The sequence below is a fragment of the Kitasatospora sp. NPDC054768 genome, from assembly GCF_053612025.1.
The window spans coordinates 1-16,440 of record NZ_JBSHBN010000193.1 but is presented as its reverse complement, the minus strand read 5'-3'; the positions used below and the strand labels follow the sequence as shown (position 1 = coordinate 16,440).

The window sequence follows — 16,440 nt, the reverse complement described above, 5'->3', positions numbered from 1 at the left end:
TCCGCCGTCATCGCCCTGGACGCTCTGCCACTGACCGTCAACGGCAAGCTCGACCGCCGCGCCCTCCCGGCCCCCGACCGCACGGCGGAGCTGGAGGCCTCCTACCGCGCCCCCCGGACACCCGAGGAGACCCTCCTGTGCGAGGCGTTCGCCGAGGTCCTCGGGCTGGAGCGGGTCGGCATCGACGACAACTTCTTCGAACTCGGCGGGCACTCGCTGCTGGCCACCCGGCTGGTCAGCCGGATCCGTTCCGCCCTGGAGGTCGAACTGCCTCTCAGGGCGATCTTCGAGAGCCCCACCGTGGCGGGCCTTTCGTCCCACATCAACCGTCCCAAGCGCACCAGGCCCGCCCTGCGTCGTCGCACCAGGCAGGAGGAGATCTGATGATCCCGTTGTCCTACGCTCAGCAGCGGCTGTGGTTCCTCGGGCAGTTGGAGGGGCCGAGCGACACGTACAACATCTCGCTCCCCCTGCGCCTGCGGGGAGCCCTGGACCGTGAGGCCCTGCGGGACGCCCTGAGGGACGTGGTGGAGCGCCACGAGGTCCTCCGCACCGTCTTCCCGACCAAGGACGGCAAGCCGTACCAGAAGGTCCTGGCCGCCGAGTCGGCCCGGATCGATCTGCCGGTGACCGAGGTGGACACCGCGGACCTGCCGGCGGCGCTGGCCGAGGCCGCCCGGCACACCTTCGACCTGGAGCACGACATCCCGTTCCGGGCCTCGCTGTTCGCCACCGCGCCGGACGACCACGCGCTGATCGTCGTGATGCACCACATCGCGAGCGACGGATGGTCGAGGGGCCCGCTCGCACGGGACCTCTCCGTCGCCTACGCGGCGCGCCGGGGCGGGCGGGCGCCCGAGTGGGAGCAACTGGAGGTCCAGTACGCCGACTACACCTTCTGGCAGCAGGACGTGCTCGGCGCCGACGAGGATCCGGAGAGCCTCCTCAACGAGCAGCTGGCGCACTGGCGCCAGGTGCTCGCGGGCATGCCGCACGAGCTGGAGCTCCCGGTCGACCGGCCGCGTCCCACCCGCGCCTCGCACGTGGGCGGCGTGGTCGACCTGACGGTGCCCGCCGGGCTCCACGAGCGACTGGTGCGGACCGCCAAGGCCGAGGGCGCCACCGTCTTCATGGCGGCGCAGGCGGGCCTCGCCGTCCTGCTGTCGCGGCTCGGGGCCGGGAACGACATCCCGATCGGCGTGCCGATCGCCGGGCGCCTGGACGAGGCCCTGCACGACCTGGTCGGCCTGTTCGTCAACACGCTGGTGCTCCGGGCGCGGGTCGCCGACGAGGCCACCTTCCGGGACCTGCTCCGGCAGGTCCGGGAGACGTCGCTGGAGGCGTTCTCCCACCAGGACCTGCCGTTCGAGCGCCTGGTGGAGGACCTGGCGCCGGCCCGCTCGATGTCCCGCCACCCGCTGTTCCAGGTGACCCTGAGCGTCCAGAACAACGCGGACGCGGAGCTGCGGCTGCCCGGACTGGAGGTCGAGCCGCTGAGCGGCGACCAGCGTCCGGCCAAGTTCGACCTCGACGTCCAGCTCGCCGAGCGCTTCGACGCCCAGGGCCGGCCCGCCGGTCTGGCCGGCAGCATCACCTACGCCGCCGACCTGTTCGACGCGGCGACCGTCGAGGCGATGGCGGAGCGGTTCGTCCAGGTCCTCGACTCGGCGCTCTCGGACCCCGACCGGCCGCTCGGCCTGCTGGAGGTGACGAGCCCGGCCGAGCGCCACCGCCTGCTGGACGCGTGGCACACCCCCGCGCGCGGCACCCGGCCGGCGGCGACCCTGCCGGCGCTCTTCGCGGCGCAGGTCGAACGGACGCCCGACGCCGTCGCCGCGGTCCTCGGCGACGCCCGGCTCACGTACGCGGAACTCGCCGAGCGCTCGGACGCGCTGGCCGCCCTGCTGGTCCGGCACGGCGTCGGGCCCGAGACCTCCGTCGCGGTCTGCCTCGAACGCTCGCTCGACCTGGTCGTGGCCCTGCTCGCCGTGCTGAAGGCCGGCGGCGCCTACCTGCCGGTCGACCCGGCCTCGCCGTCGGACCGCATCAGCTTCGTGTTCGCGGACTGCGCCCCCGCCCTGGTGATCACCTCCACCGCGTCGGCGGGAGCGGTCGCGCACGAGGAGGCCGTCCGCCGGGTGGTCCTGGACGACCCGGAGACCCTCGCGCGGCTGTCCGCCGGCAAGGGCGACGTGCCGCTGCCGGCCGAGGTCCCCGGCGCGCTGTCCCCGGCGAACACCGCGTACATCATCTACACCTCGGGCTCGACGGGCCGCCCCAAGGGTGTCGTCGTCCCGCACGGGAACGTGGTGCGCCTGCTCGACGAGACGCAGCCGTGGTTCGAGTTCGGCGCCGACGACGTGTGGACCTGGTTCCACTCCTTCGCCTTCGACTTCTCGGTGTGGGAGCTGTGGGGCCCGCTGCTCCACGGCGGCCGCCTGGTCGTCGTGCCGGTCGAGGTGTCCAGGTCGCCGGTCGAGTTCCTGCGCCTGCTGGCGGGCGAGGGCGTGACCGTCCTCAACCAGACGCCGTCCGCGTTCTACCAGCTGGCCCAGGCCGAGGCCCAGCACCCGGACCTCGGGTCCGAACTGCGGCTGCGCACGGTCGTGTTCGGTGGCGAGGCGCTCGACACCGGCCGCCTGCGCGAGTGGTACGCGCGGCACCGTGACGACGCCCCGCGGCTCGTCAACATGTACGGCATCACCGAGACCACCGTGCACGTGAGCCACCTCCGGCTCGACCGGTCGACGGCCGTCGAGGGCTCCCTGGGCAGCCCGATCGGCGAGGGCATCCCCGGACTGCGCGTCTACGTGCTGGACGCCGGACTGCGGCCGGCGCCGGTCGGCGTGCCGGGCGAGATGTACGTCGCGGGCGACCAGCTGGCGCGTGGGTACCTGAACCGTCCGGGTCTGACGGCGGAGCGCTTCGTGGCCTGCCCGTTCGGCGGTGCGGGGGATGGGCCCCTCCTGCCCGGTGGCGGGCAAGGAGGGAGGATGTACCGCACCGGGGACCTCGCCCGTTGGCGCGCCGACGGCACGCTGGAGTACCTGGGACGGACCGACGACCAGGTGAAGATCCGCGGCTTCCGCATCGAGCTGGGCGAGATCGAGGCCGCCCTGCTCGGTCAGGCGGGTGTCGCCCAGGCGGCGGTGATCGTCCGCGAGGACGTCCCCGGCGACAAGCGGCTGACCGGCTACGTGGTGCCCGACACGGGCGCGGAGGTCGACACCTCCGTGCTGCGGGGCGCCCTCGCGACGATGCTGCCGGAGTACATGGTCCCGTCCGCGGTCGTGGTGCTGGAGACGCTGCCGCTGACGGTCAACGGCAAGCTGGACCGCCGTGCCCTGCCGGCGCCGGACCGGGGGGCGCTGCTGGAGGCGTCCTACCGGGCGCCGCGCACCGCGGACGAGGAACTGACCTGCGAGGTGTTCGCCGATGTGCTCGGGCTGGAGCGGGTCGGCATCGACGACAACTTCTTCGAGCTGGGCGGGCATTCGCTGCTGGCGGTGACGCTGGTCGAGCGGCTGCGCTCGCGCGGGCTGCCGGTGTCGGTGAAGGCGCTGTTCCAGGCGCCGACGCCCGCCGGGCTGTCGGCGGCCGACGAGGCCGCCCGGGCGTTCGTGGTGCCGGAGAACCGGATCCCGGACGGCGCGACCGTCCTGACCCCGGACATGATCACGCTGGCCGAGCTGAGCCCGGCGGACCTCGACCGGATCGTGGAGCAGGTCCCCGGTGGTGCGGCGAACGTCGCCGACGTCTATCCGCTGGCGCCGCTGCAGGAGGGGATCTTCTTCCACCACCTGCTGGACGCGGAGCAGGGCCGTGATGTCTACATCCTGCCGACCGTGCTGGCCTTCGACTCGCGGGAGCGGGTCGACGCGTTCGTGTCCGCGCTGCAGTCGGTGGTGGACCGTCACGGCATCCTGCGGACGGCCGTGCTCTGGGAGAACCTGCCCCAGCCGCTCCAGGTCGTCCTGCGCCGGGCGTCCCTGCCCGTCCATGAGGTCACGCTGTCCGGTGACTCCGGTGACTCCGGTGACTCCGGTGACTCCAGTGACTCCGGGGAAGACGCGGTGGCCCGACTGCTGGCGGCCTGCCCGCCGTCGATCGACATCCGCCGTGCCCCGATGGCCGATCTGACGCTCGCTCAGGACGCCGCCGGTGGGCGGTGGTTGATGGCCCTGCGCAGCCACCACCTCACCCGCGACCACACCGCGCTGGAGATCCTGCTGGACGAGGTGCGCGCGCACCTGGAGCAGGACGTCGAGCGACTGCCGGAGCCGGCGCCGTACCGTGACTTCGTGGCCCACGCGCGCCTGGCCGTCACCGCCGAGCAGCACCGCGCCTACTTCGAGCGGGCGCTCGGTGACGTCGAGGAGCCGACCGCACCCTACGGCGTGCTCGACACCCACGGCGACGGCAGCGGCACCGGCGAGGCGATCGTCGAACTGTCCGACGGGCTGGCGGCGCGCGTTCGCGAGCAGGCCCGCCGCCACGGCGTCAGCGCCGCGGCGTTCTTCCACCTGGCCTGGGCCCGCGTCGCCGCGGCCACGACCGGCCAGACGCACCCCGTGTTCGGCACCGTGCTGCTCGGCCGGATGGACGCCGGGGGCACCGCGCACCGGACCCCGGGTCTGTACATCAACACCCTGCCGATCCGGATCGACGCCACCCGGCCGCTGGACGCCGGACTGCGCGCCGTCCAGGTCCAGTTGGGCGAGCTGCTGCGGCACGAGCACGCCCCGCTGACCCTCGCCCAGCAGGCCACCGGAGTCCCCGCGCAGAGCCCGCTGTTCACCTCGCTCCTCAACTTCCGGCACAGCCCCGGCGCCGCGAACGAAGGCACCGGCCTCGCCGGGATCCGGGTGCTGTACGGGCACGAGCGGACCAACTACCCGCTCACCGTGTCGGTGGACGACACCGTCGTCGGCTTCCGGCTCTCCGTGCAGGCCGTTCCCGCGATCGACCCGGACGTGGTGTGCGGTCTGCTGCACACCGCCGTCGAGAACCTGGCCGGAGAGCTGGAGCAGGACTCCCGGATCCCGCTCGACCGCGTCCCCGTCCTCGGCGACCGGCAGCGCGACCGGCTGCTGACCGCCTGGAACGACACCGCCTCCGACGTTCCGGCCGCGACCCTGCCCGAGCTCTTCGAGGCGCAGGCCGCCCGCACCCCGGAGGCCGTCGCCCTGGTCGCCGCGGGCGGGAGCCTGACCTACGCGGAGCTGAACGCGCGGGCCAACCGCCTGGCGCACCTGCTGGCGGCCGACGGCGTCGGCCCGGAGCACCTGGTCGCCGTGTGCCTGCCGCGGTCGGCCGAGCTGGTCGTGTCGCTGCTGGCCGTCTCCAAGACGGGCGCCGCCTACCTGCCGCTCGACCCGGACTACCCGGTCGAGCGCCTGGCGACGACCCTGGCCGACGGCCGTCCCACCGCCCTGGTCACCGACAGCGCGACGACGGACGAGGCCCTGACGGCGGACGCCGGCGTCCGGCGGATCGACCTGGACGCGCCGGATACCGCCAACGCCCTTGATGTGCAGCCTGTTTCGAACCCGGAACGCCCCGGCCACCGCCCGGAGAACCCGGCCTACGTCATCTTCACCTCCGGCTCCACCGGTCGCCCCAAGGGCGTCGTCCTCCCGCACTCCGCGCTGAACAACTTCCTGGCGGCGATGAACCACCGCCTGCGGGTCACCGAGCACGACCGGCTGCTGGCCGTCACCACCATCGGCTTCGACATCGCCGGACTCGAACTGCACCTTCCGCTGGTGTCCGGCGCCGCCGTGGTCCTCGCCGACCGCGACGAGGTCCGCGACCCGGACGCCCTGCGCGCCCTCCTCGGGCGCGAGGCCGTCACCGTCATGCAGGCCACGCCCAGTCTGTGGCGGGCCCTGGCGGACGACGACGTTCTGCGGTCCGTCCGGGTCCTGGTCGGCGGCGAGGCGCTCCCCGGTGAGCTCGCCCGCACCCTGGCGGGCACCGCCGCCTCCGTCACCAACCTGTACGGCCCGACCGAGACGACCATCTGGTCCACGGCCTCGGACATCTCGGCGGACACCCCGGTCTCCATCGGCCGGCCCATCCTCAACACCCGGGTGTACGTGCTGGACGCGGCGCTGCGACCGGTGCCGGTGGGCGTGGCGGGCGAGCTGTACATCGCCGGCAGCGGCCTGGCGCGCGGCTACCTGAACCGCGCCGGCCTGACCGCGGAGCGGTTCGTGGCCTGCCCGTTCGGTTCGGCCGGGGAGCGGATGTACCGCACCGGTGACCTGGTGCGCTGGCGCGAGGACGGGACGCTGGAGTACCTGCGCCGTACGGACGACCAGGTGAAGGTGCGCGGTTACCGCATCGAGCTGGGCGAGATCGAATCCGCCCTGCTCGGCCGGGTGGGCGTCGCCCAGGCCGTCGCGGTCGTCCGCGAGGACGTCCCGGGTGACAAGCGCATCGTCGCCTACGTCGTCCCGGCCGTGGACGCGGAGGTGGATGCCGCCGTGCTGCGGGACGCGCTCGCGGTGACGCTCCCCGACTACATGGTCCCGTCCGCCGTGGTCGTGCTGGACGAGCTGCCGCTGACCGCGAACGGAAAGATCAACCGCCGGGGTCTGCCGGCACCGGACCGGTCGGCGCTGCCGGAGGCGTCCTACCGGGCGCCGCGCACCGCGGACGAGGAACTGCTCTGCGAGGTGTTCGCCGAGGTCCTCGGGCTGGAGCGGGTCGGTATCGACGACAACTTCTTCGAGCTGGGCGGACATTCGCTGCTGGCGGTGACGCTGGTCGAGCGGCTGCGCTCCCGCGGCCTCCAGGTCTCGGTGAAGGCGCTGTTCCAGACGCCGACCCCGCTCGGACTGGCGGCCGTGGACGCGGGTCAGGCGTTCGTGGTGCCGGAGAACCGGATCCCGCGGGACGCGACCGTTCTGACGCCGGACATGGTCACGCTGGCCGAGGTCACCGAGGACGATCTCGCGCGGATCGTGGAGCAGGTCCCGGGCGGTGCGGCGAACGTCGCGGACGTCTATCCGCTGGCGCCGCTGCAGGAGGGCATCTTCTTCCACCACCTGCTGGACGCCGACGAGGGGCGTGACATCTACGTCTTCCCGACGGTGCTGGCCTTCGACTCGCGGGAGCGGGTCGACGGATTCGTGTCCGCGCTGCAGTCCGTGGTGGACCGGCACGACATCCTGCGGACGGCCGTGCTCTGGGAGGGGCTCTCCCAGCCGCTCCAGGTCGTCCTGCGGCAGGCTCCGCTGGCCGTCTTCGAGATCGTCCTTCCGGCCGGTGCCGACGCCGGTGTCGGTGACGATGTCGTGGCGCAGCTGCTGGCGGCCTGCCCGTCCGCGATGGACGTCCGCCGGGCGCCTCTTCTCGATCTGACTATCACTCAGGACATGGGTGGTGGGCGGTGGTTGATCGCTCTGCGCAGCCACCACCTGATCCGTGACCACCAGGCGCTGGAGATCCTGCTGGACGAGGTGCGCGCGCACCTGGAGCAGGACGTCCAGCGGCTGCCGGAGCCGGCGCCGTACCGCGACTTCGTCGCGCACGCGCGCCTGGCCGTCAGCGCCGAGCAGCACCGCGTGTACTTCGAGCGGGCGCTCGGTGACGTCGAGGAGCCGACCGCACCCTACGGCGTGCTCGACACCCACGGCGACGGCGCCGACACGGGCGAGGCGATCGTCGAGCTGTCGGCCGAACTGGCGGAGCGCGTCCGCGAACAGGCTCGTCGGCACGGCGTGAGCGCCGCCGCGTTCTTCCACCTGACCTGGGCCCGTGTCGCGGCCGCGACGACCGGCCAGACGCATCCGGTGTTCGGCACCGTGCTGCTCGGCCGGATGGACGCTGGGGACACGGCGAGCCGGACCCCGGGTCTGTACATCAACACCCTGCCGATCCGCATCGACGCCACCCAGCGGCTGAGCACCGGACTGCGGTCGGCACAGGTGCAGTTGGGCGAGCTGCTGACCCATGAGCACGCCCCGCTGACCCTGGCACGGCAGGCGACCGCCCTGCCGGCGCAGAGCCCGCTGTTCACCTCTCTCCTCAACTACCGTCGCACCGCCGCCACCGGCGGGGTCGGCGGCGGAACGGCGCGGACGATCGCCGGGATCCAGCTGCTCCACGCTCAGGAGCGGACGAACTACCCGTTGACGGTGTCGGTGGACGACACCGGTGTCGGGTTCCGGTTCACGGTGCAGGCGTGCGCTCCGATGGACTCGGACGTGGTCTGCGGTCTGCTGTGCACGGCGGTGGAGAATCTGGTCGGCGGGCTGGAGGGGGATTCCACTTCTTCGCTGGATCTGGTTCCCGTTCTTGACGACGGGCAGCGGGAGTTGGTGCTGCGCGGGTGGAACGACACGGCGCGTGAGGTGCCGGTGGGGACGTTGCCGGGCCTGTTCGAGGCGCAGGTGGCGCGGACGCCGGACGCCACGGCCGTGGTGTTCGGTAGTGGTGCGGCGCGTGAGGTCGTGTCGTATGCGGAGTTGAACGAGCGGGCGAACCGGTTGGCGCACCTGCTGGTCGAGGGCGGTGTCGGCGCCGAGGATCTGGTGGCGGTGTGTCTGCCGCGCTCGACCGAGCTGGTCGTGTCGTTGCTGGCGATCGGGAAGGCGGGGGCGGCGTATCTGCCGCTGGACCCGGACTATCCGGCGGAGCGTCTGGCCTCCACCCTGGAGGACGGTCGTCCGGCGGTGCTGGTCACCGACAGTGTGACGATGGGCGGAGAGCTGGCGGCGGGTGTCCGGCGGATCGATCTGGACGCGCCGGAGATCGTCAACGCTCTGATCGTGCAGCCTGTTTCGGATCCGGAGCGGGTGGGTCACGGCCCGCAGAGTCCGGCGTACGTGATCTACACCTCGGGGTCGACGGGCCGCCCGAAGGGTGTGGTGGTTGCGCACGACGGTGTGGTGAACCGTTTGGCGTGGATGCAGGAGGACTACGGGCTGACCGCGTCGGATCGGGTGTTGCAGAAGACCCCGGTCGGGTTCGACGTGTCGGTGTGGGAGTTCTTCTGGCCGTTGACGACGGGCGCCACGCTCGTGGTGGCGCGTCCGGACGGGCATCGTGATCCGGGGTACCTGGCGGAGGTGATCCGTGCGGAGGGTGTGACGGTCGCGCACTTCATTCCGTCGATGATGCAGGTGTTTCTGCTGGAGCCGGCCGCTCGGACCTGCTCTTCTCTGCGGGCGGTGTTCGCCAGCGGTGAGGCGTTGTCGCCGGAGTTGCGGGACGCTTTCCTGCGGGACCTCGGTGTTCCGCTGCACAACCTGTACGGGCCGACGGAGGCGTCGATCGACGTCACCGCCTGGGAGTGCGTGCCGGGGACGGCGACGGTGCCGATCGGCGGCCCCGTCGGCAACACCCGGGTGTACGTCCTGGACGCAGGGCTCAGGCCGGTTCCGGTTGGTGTTCCCGGCGAGTTGTACCTCGCCGGTGTGCAGCTGGCGCGTGGGTATCTGAACCGTCCGGGTCTGACGGCGGAGCGTTTCGTGGCCTGCCCGTTCGGCGAGGCGGGCGCAAGGATGTACCGCACCGGCGACCTCGCCTGCTGGCGCGAGGACGGCACCCTCGACTACCTCGGCCGCACCGACGACCAGGTGAAGGTGCGCGGCTACCGCATCGAGCTGGGCGAGATCGAAGCAGCCGTCCTCGGTCAGCCGGGTGTCGCGCAGGCCGCCGTGATCGTCCGCGAGGACGTCCCGGGCGACAAGCGCATCGCCGCCTACGTCGTCCCGGCCGTGGATGTGGAGGTGGATGCCGCCGCCCTGCGGGATGCGCTCGCGGTGACGCTTCCCGACTACATGGTCCCGTCTGCGATCATGCCGCTGGAGACGCTGCCGCTGACGGTCAACGGCAAGTTGGACCGCCGTGCCCTGCCGGCGCCGGACCGGGGGGCGCTGTCGGAGGCGTCATACCGGGCGCCGCGCACGGCGGACGAGGAACTGCTCTGCGAGGTGTTCGCCGAGGTCCTCGGGCTGGAGCGGGTCGGTATCGACGACAACTTCTTCGAGCTGGGCGGTCACTCCCTGCTGGCGGTGACGCTGGTCGAGCGGCTGCGCTCGCGCGGCCTCCAGGTCTCGGTGCGGGCGCTCTTCCAGGCCCCGACGGCGGCCGGGCTGGCGGCCGTGGACGCGGGTCAGGCGTTCGTGGTGCCGGAGAACCGGATCCCGCAGGACGCGACCGTTCTGACGCCGGACATGGTCACGCTGGCCGAGGTCACTGAGGACGATCTCGCGCGGATCGTGGAGCAGGTCCCCGGTGGTGCGGCGAACGTCGCGGACGTCTATCCGCTGGCGCCGCTGCAGGAGGGCATCTTCTTCCACCACCTGCTGGACGCGGAGCAGGGCCGTGATGTCTACATCCTGCCGACCGTGCTGGCCTTCGACTCGCGGGAGCGGGTCGACGCGTTCGTGTCCGCGCTGCAGGCGGTGGTGGACCGTCACGGCATCCTGCGGACGGCCGTGCTGTGGGAGAACCTGCCCCAGCCGCTCCAGGTCGTCCTGCGCCGGGCGACTCTGCCCGTCCACGAAGTCACGCTGTCCCGTGACTCCGGTGACTCCGGTGACTCCAGTGACTCCGGGGAAGACGCGGTGGCCCGACTGCTGGCGGCGTGCCCGGCGTCGATGGACATCCGTCGTGCGCCCATGGTCGATCTGACGATTGCTCAGGATATCGCCGGTGGGCGGTGGTTGATGGCTCTGCGCAGTCACCACCTCACCCGCGACCACCAGGCCCTGGAGATCCTCTTCGACGAGGTGCGCGCGCACCTGGAGCACGAGGAGGACCGCCTGCCCGAGCCGGCGCCGTACCGCGACTTCGTCGCGCACGCGCGCCTGGCCGTCACCGCAGACCAGCACCGCGCGTACTTCGAGCGGGCGCTCGGTGACGTCGAGGAGTCGACCGCGCCGTACGGCGTGCTGGACACCCACGGCGACGGCAGCGGCACCGGTGAGGCCGTGGTCGAGCTGTCGGCCGAGCTGGCCGGCCGGGTCCGTGAGCAGGCGCGCCGTCACGGCGTCAGTGCGGCGGCGTTCTTCCACCTGGCCTGGGCCCGTGTCGCGGCTGCGACGACCGGGCAGACGCACCCCGTGTTCGGCACGGTGTTCCTGGGCCGGATGGACGCGGGAGGCACCGCGAGCCGGACGCCGGGTCTGTACATCAACACCCTGCCGATCCGGATCGACGCCACCCAGCCGCTGGTGGCGGGTCTGAAGGTGGCGCAGCAGCAGCTGGGTGAGCTGCTGAGGCACGAGCACGCCCCGCTGACCCTCGCCCAGCAGGTGACCGGCGTCCCCGCCCAGAGCCCGCTGTTCACGTCGCTCCTCAACTACCGCCACAGTCTGCCCAGTTCTCACTCCGACCGGCAGGGCGTGCCCGGAAGCGGGACCACGGGCATCGACATCGTGTACGCCTCGGAGCGGACGAACTACCCGTTGACGGTGTCGGTGGACGACACCGGTGTCGGGTTCCGGTTCACGGTGCAGGCGTGCGCCCCGATGGACTCCGACGTGGTCTGCGGTCTGCTGTGCACGGCGGTGGAGAACCTGGTCGGCGGGCTGGAGCAGGACTCCGCCGCCACGCTCGACCGGATCGCCGTTCTCGACGCCGGACAGCGGGAGTTGGTGCTGCGCGGCTGGAACGACACCGTGCGGGAGCTGCCGGCCGCGACGCTGCCGGGGCTGTTCGAGGCGCAGGCGGCGCGCACGCCGGACGCCACGGCCGTGGTGTTCGGCAGTGGTGCGGCCCGCGAGGTCGTGTCGTATGAGGAGCTGAACGAGCGGGCGAACCGCTTGGCGCACCTGCTGCTTGAGGGCGGTGTCGGCCCCGAGCACCTGGTGGCCGTCTGCCTGCCGCGCTCGGTCGAGCTGGTGGTGTCGTTGCTGGCGATCGAGAAGGCCGGGGCGGCGTATCTGCCGCTGGACCCGGACTACCCGGACGACCGTCTGGCCTCCACCCTGGAAGACGGTCGCCCGACCGCTCTGGTCACCGACAGCGTGACGATGGACGGGGCCCCGGCGGCCGAAGCGGGCGTCCGGCGGATCGACCTGGACGCACCGGATACCGCCAACGCCCTTGGTGTGCAGCCTGTTTCGAACCCGGAGCGCCCGGGCCACCGCCCGGAGAGCCCGGCGTACGTCATCTACACCTCCGGTTCCACCGGTCGCCCCAAGGGGGTGGTGATCTCCCACCAGGGGATCGTCAACCGCCTTTCCTGGGGGCAGCAGGACTACCGGCTGACGCCGTCGGACCGGGTGCTGCAGAAGACCCCGGTCGGGTTCGACGTCTCCGTCTGGGAGTTCTTCTGGCCGCTGACCACCGGCGCGACGCTCGTCGTCGCACGCCCGGACGGCCACCGTGACCCCGCGTACCTGGCGGAGGTGATCCGTGCGGAGGGTGTGACCGTCGCGCACTTCATCCCGTCGATGATGCAGGTGTTCCTGCTGGAGCCGGCCGCTCGGACCTGCACGTCTCTGCGGGCGGTGTTCGCCAGCGGTGAGGCGCTGTCGCCGGAGCTGCGGGACGCTTTCCTGCGCGACATGGGAATCCCGCTGCACAACCTCTACGGCCCCACCGAGGTGTCCATCGAGGTCACCGCCTGGGAGTGCCTGCCGGGGACGGCGACCGTGCCGATCGGCGGCCCCGTCGGCAACACCCGGGCCTACGTGCTGGACGCCGCCCTGCGTCCGGTCCCGGTCGGTGTGGCGGGCGAGCTGTACATCGCCGGTGTGCAGCTGGCACGCGGGTACCTGAACCGTCCGGGGCTGACGGCGGAGCGTTTCGTCGCCTGTCCGTTCGGCGAGGCCGGGGAGCGGATGTACCGCACGGGTGACCTCGCCCGCTGGCGCGAGGACGGCACCCTCGACTACCTGGGCCGCACCGACGACCAGGTGAAGGTGCGCGGCTACCGCATCGAGCTGGGCGAGATCGAAGCCGGCCTGCTCGGTCAGTCGGGTGTCGCCCAGGCGGCCGTGATCGTCCGCGAGGACGTCCCCGGTGACAAGCGCATCGCCGCCTACGTGGTGCCCGCCGCCGGTGCGGAGATCGACACCACCGAGATCCGGGCCGGGCTGGGCGCCGTCCTGCCCGAGTACATGGTCCCGTCCGCGATCATGGTGCTGGACGCGCTCCCGCTGACGGTCAACGGCAAGTTGGACCGCCGGGCACTCCCGGTGCCGGACCGGACGGAGCTGCTGGAGTCGTCCTACCGGGCGCCGCGCACGGCCGACGAGCAGCTGCTCAGCGAGGTGTTCGCCGAGGTCCTGGGCCTGCCCCAGGTCGGCATCGACGACAACTTCTTCGAGCTGGGTGGCCACTCCCTGCTGGCGGTGACACTGGTGGAGCGGCTGCGGGCGAGCGGTCTGCCGGTGTCGGTGAAGGCGCTGTTCCAGGCGCCGACGCCGGCCGGGCTGGCGGCCGTGGACGCGGGTCAGGCCTTCGTGGTGCCGGAGAACCGGATCCCGAGCGACGCGACCGTCCTCACCCCGGACATGGTCACGCTGGCCGAGCTGAGCCCGGCGGACCTCGACCGCCTGGTGGAGCAGGTCCCCGGTGGTGCGGCGAACGTCGCGGACGTCTACCCGCTGGCGCCGCTGCAGGAGGGGATCTTCTTCCACCACCTGCTGGACGCGGACCAGGGGCGTGATGTCTACATCGTTCCGGTCGTTCTGGGCTTCGATTCGCGCGGGCGCATGGACGACTTCGTCGCCGCGCTCCAGCACGTCGTCGACCGGCACGACATCCTGCGGACGGCCGTGCTGTGGGAGAACCTGCCCCAGCCGCTCCAGGTCGTCCTGCGGCAGGCCCCGGTGGCGGTCGAGGAGATCGCCCTCACCGGGGACCAGGGCGAGGACGCGGTGGCCCGGCTGCTGGCGGCGTGCCCGCCCTCGATGGATATCCGCCGTGCCCCGATGATGCGGCTCGTCGTCGCGGCCGATCCGGGCCGGGACCGCTGGCTGATGGCCCTGCAGAGCCACCACCTGATCCGGGACCACCAGGCGCTGGAGATCCTCTTCGACGAGGTGCGGGCGCACCTGGAGCAGGACGTCGAGCGCCTGCCGGAGCCGGCGCCGTACCGCGACTTCGTGGCGCACGCGCGAATGGCGGTCACCGCCGAGCAGCACCGTGCGTTCTTCGAGCGGGCGCTCGGGGAGGTGGAGGAGCCAACGGCGCCGTACGGCGTGTTGGACACGCACGGCGACGGCAGCGAGACCGGGGAGGCCGTGGTCGATCTTTCGGGTGAACTGGCCGACCGGGTGCGTGAGTTGGCTCGTCGGTACGGTGTGAGTGCGGCGGCGTTCTTCCACCTGGCGTGGGCGCGGGTCGCGGCGGCGACGACCGGCCAGACGCATCCGGTGTTCGGCACCGTGCTGTTCGGCCGGATGGACGCCGGGGACACGGCGAGCCGGACCCCGGGTCTGTACATCAACACCCTGCCGATCCGCATCGACGCGACCCAGTCGCTGCTGGCGGGGCTGAAGGTGACCCAGCAGCAGCTGGGTGAGCTGCTGCGGCACGAGCACGCCCCGCTGACCCTCGCCCAGCAGGCGACCGGCGTCCCGGCGCAGAGCCCGCTGTTCACCTCGCTCCTCAACTACCGCCACAGCCGGACGGCCGACACCCATCAGACCGTCCTCGCCGGCGTCACCCCGCTGTTCGGGCAGGAGCGGACGAACTACCCGTTGACGGTGTCGGTGGACGACACCGGTGTCGGGTTCCGGCTCACGGTGCAGGCGTGCGCTCCGATGGACTCGGACGTGGTCTGCGGCCTGTTCGAGGCTCTGGTGGAGCGGCTCGCCGACGGACTGGAGCACGAGCCGGACCTGAAGCTCGACCAGGTCTCGGTGCTGGACGACGGGCAGCGGGAGTTGGTGCTGCGCGGGTGGAACGACACCGTGCGTGAGGTGCCGGTGGGGACGTTGCCGGGGCTGTTCGAGGCTCAGGTGGCGCGGACGCCGGACGCCACGGCTGTGGTGTTCGGTAGTGGTGCGGCGCGTGAGGTCGTGTCGTATGCGGAGTTGAACGAGCGGGCGAACCGCTTGGCGCACCTGCTGGTCGAGGCTGGCGTTGGGCCGGAGCGTCTGGTGGCGGTGTGTCTGCCGCGCTCGGTTGAGCTGGTCGTGTCGCTGGTGGCGATCGGGAAGGCGGGGGCGGCGTATCTGCCGCTGGACCCGGACTATCCGGCGGAGCGTCTGGCCTCCACCCTGGTCGACGGTCGTCCGGCGGTTCTGGTCACCGACAGTGTGACGATGGGCGGAGAGCTGACGGCGGGTGTCCGGCGGATCGATCTGGACGATGCCGAGACCGTCAACGCTCTGAGCGTGCAGGCGGTTTCGGATCCGGAGCGGGTGGGTCATGGTCCGCAGAGTCCGGCGTACGTGATCTACACCTCGGGGTCGACGGGCCGCCCGAAGGGTGTGGTGGTTGCGCACGACGGTGTGGTGAACCGTTTGGCGTGGATGCAGGAGGACTACGGGCTGACGTCGTCGGATCGGGTGTTGCAGAAGACCCCGGTCGGGTTCGACGTCTCCGTGTGGGAGTTCTTCTGGCCGTTGACGACGGGCGCCACGCTCGTGGTGGCGCGTCCGGACGGGCATCGTGATCCGGGGTACCTGGCGGAGGTGATCCGTGCGGAGGGTGTGACGGTCACGCACTTCATCCCGTCGATGATGCAGGTGTTCCTGCTGGAGCCGGCCGCGCGGACCTGCACGTCTCTGCGGGCGGTGTTCGCCAGCGGTGAGGCGCTGTCGCCGGAGCTGCGGGACGCCTTCCTGCGCGACCTCGGTGTTCCGCTGCACAACCTGTACGGGCCGACGGAGGCGTCGATCGACGTCACCGCCTGGGAGTGCGTGCCGGGGACGGCGACGGTGCCGATCGGCGGCCCCGTCGGCAACACCCGGGTGTACGTCCTGGACGCGGCCCTGCGTCCGGTCCCGGTCGGTGTTCCCGGCGAGTTGTACCTCGCCGGTGTGCAGCTGGCGCGTGGGTATCTGAACCGTCCGGGTCTGACGGCGGAGCGTTTCGTGGCCTGCCCGTTCGGCGAGGCGGGCGCAAGGATGTACCGCACCGGCGACCTGGCGCGCTGGCGCGAGGACGGCACCCTCGACTACCTGGGCCGCACCGACGACCAGGTGAAGGTACGCGGCTACCGCATCGAGCTGGGCGAGATCGAAGCAGCCGTCCTCGGTCAGCCGGGTGTCGCGCAGGCCGCCGTGATCGTCCGCGAGGACGTTCCGGGCGACAAGCGCATCGCCGCCTACATCGTCCCCGCCGCCGATGCGGAGATCGATACCGCCGCCTTGCGCGGCACCCTCGCGACGGTGCTGCCGGAGTACATGGTCCCGTCCGCGGTCGTGCTGCTGGACGCGCTGCCGCTGACCGTCAACGGCAAGCTCGACCGCCGCGCTCTCCCGGCCCCCGAGATCACCGCGATCCAGGAGGCCTACCGGGCGC

Annotated in this window: 1 protein-coding gene and 1 pseudogene; both read left to right on the top strand. The window is 72.0% G+C overall.

Annotation, left to right across the window (positions count from 1 at the left end):
• Positions 1 to 348, top strand: a pseudogene (locus tag ACWGKU_RS36040) (phosphopantetheine-binding protein); the annotation flags it as partial.
• 35 nt (positions 349 to 383) lie between these two features.
• The coding region (locus ACWGKU_RS36035; RefSeq protein ID WP_452191718.1) for an amino acid adenylation domain-containing protein at positions 384 to 16,440 on the top strand (16,057 nt) is incomplete at its 3' end.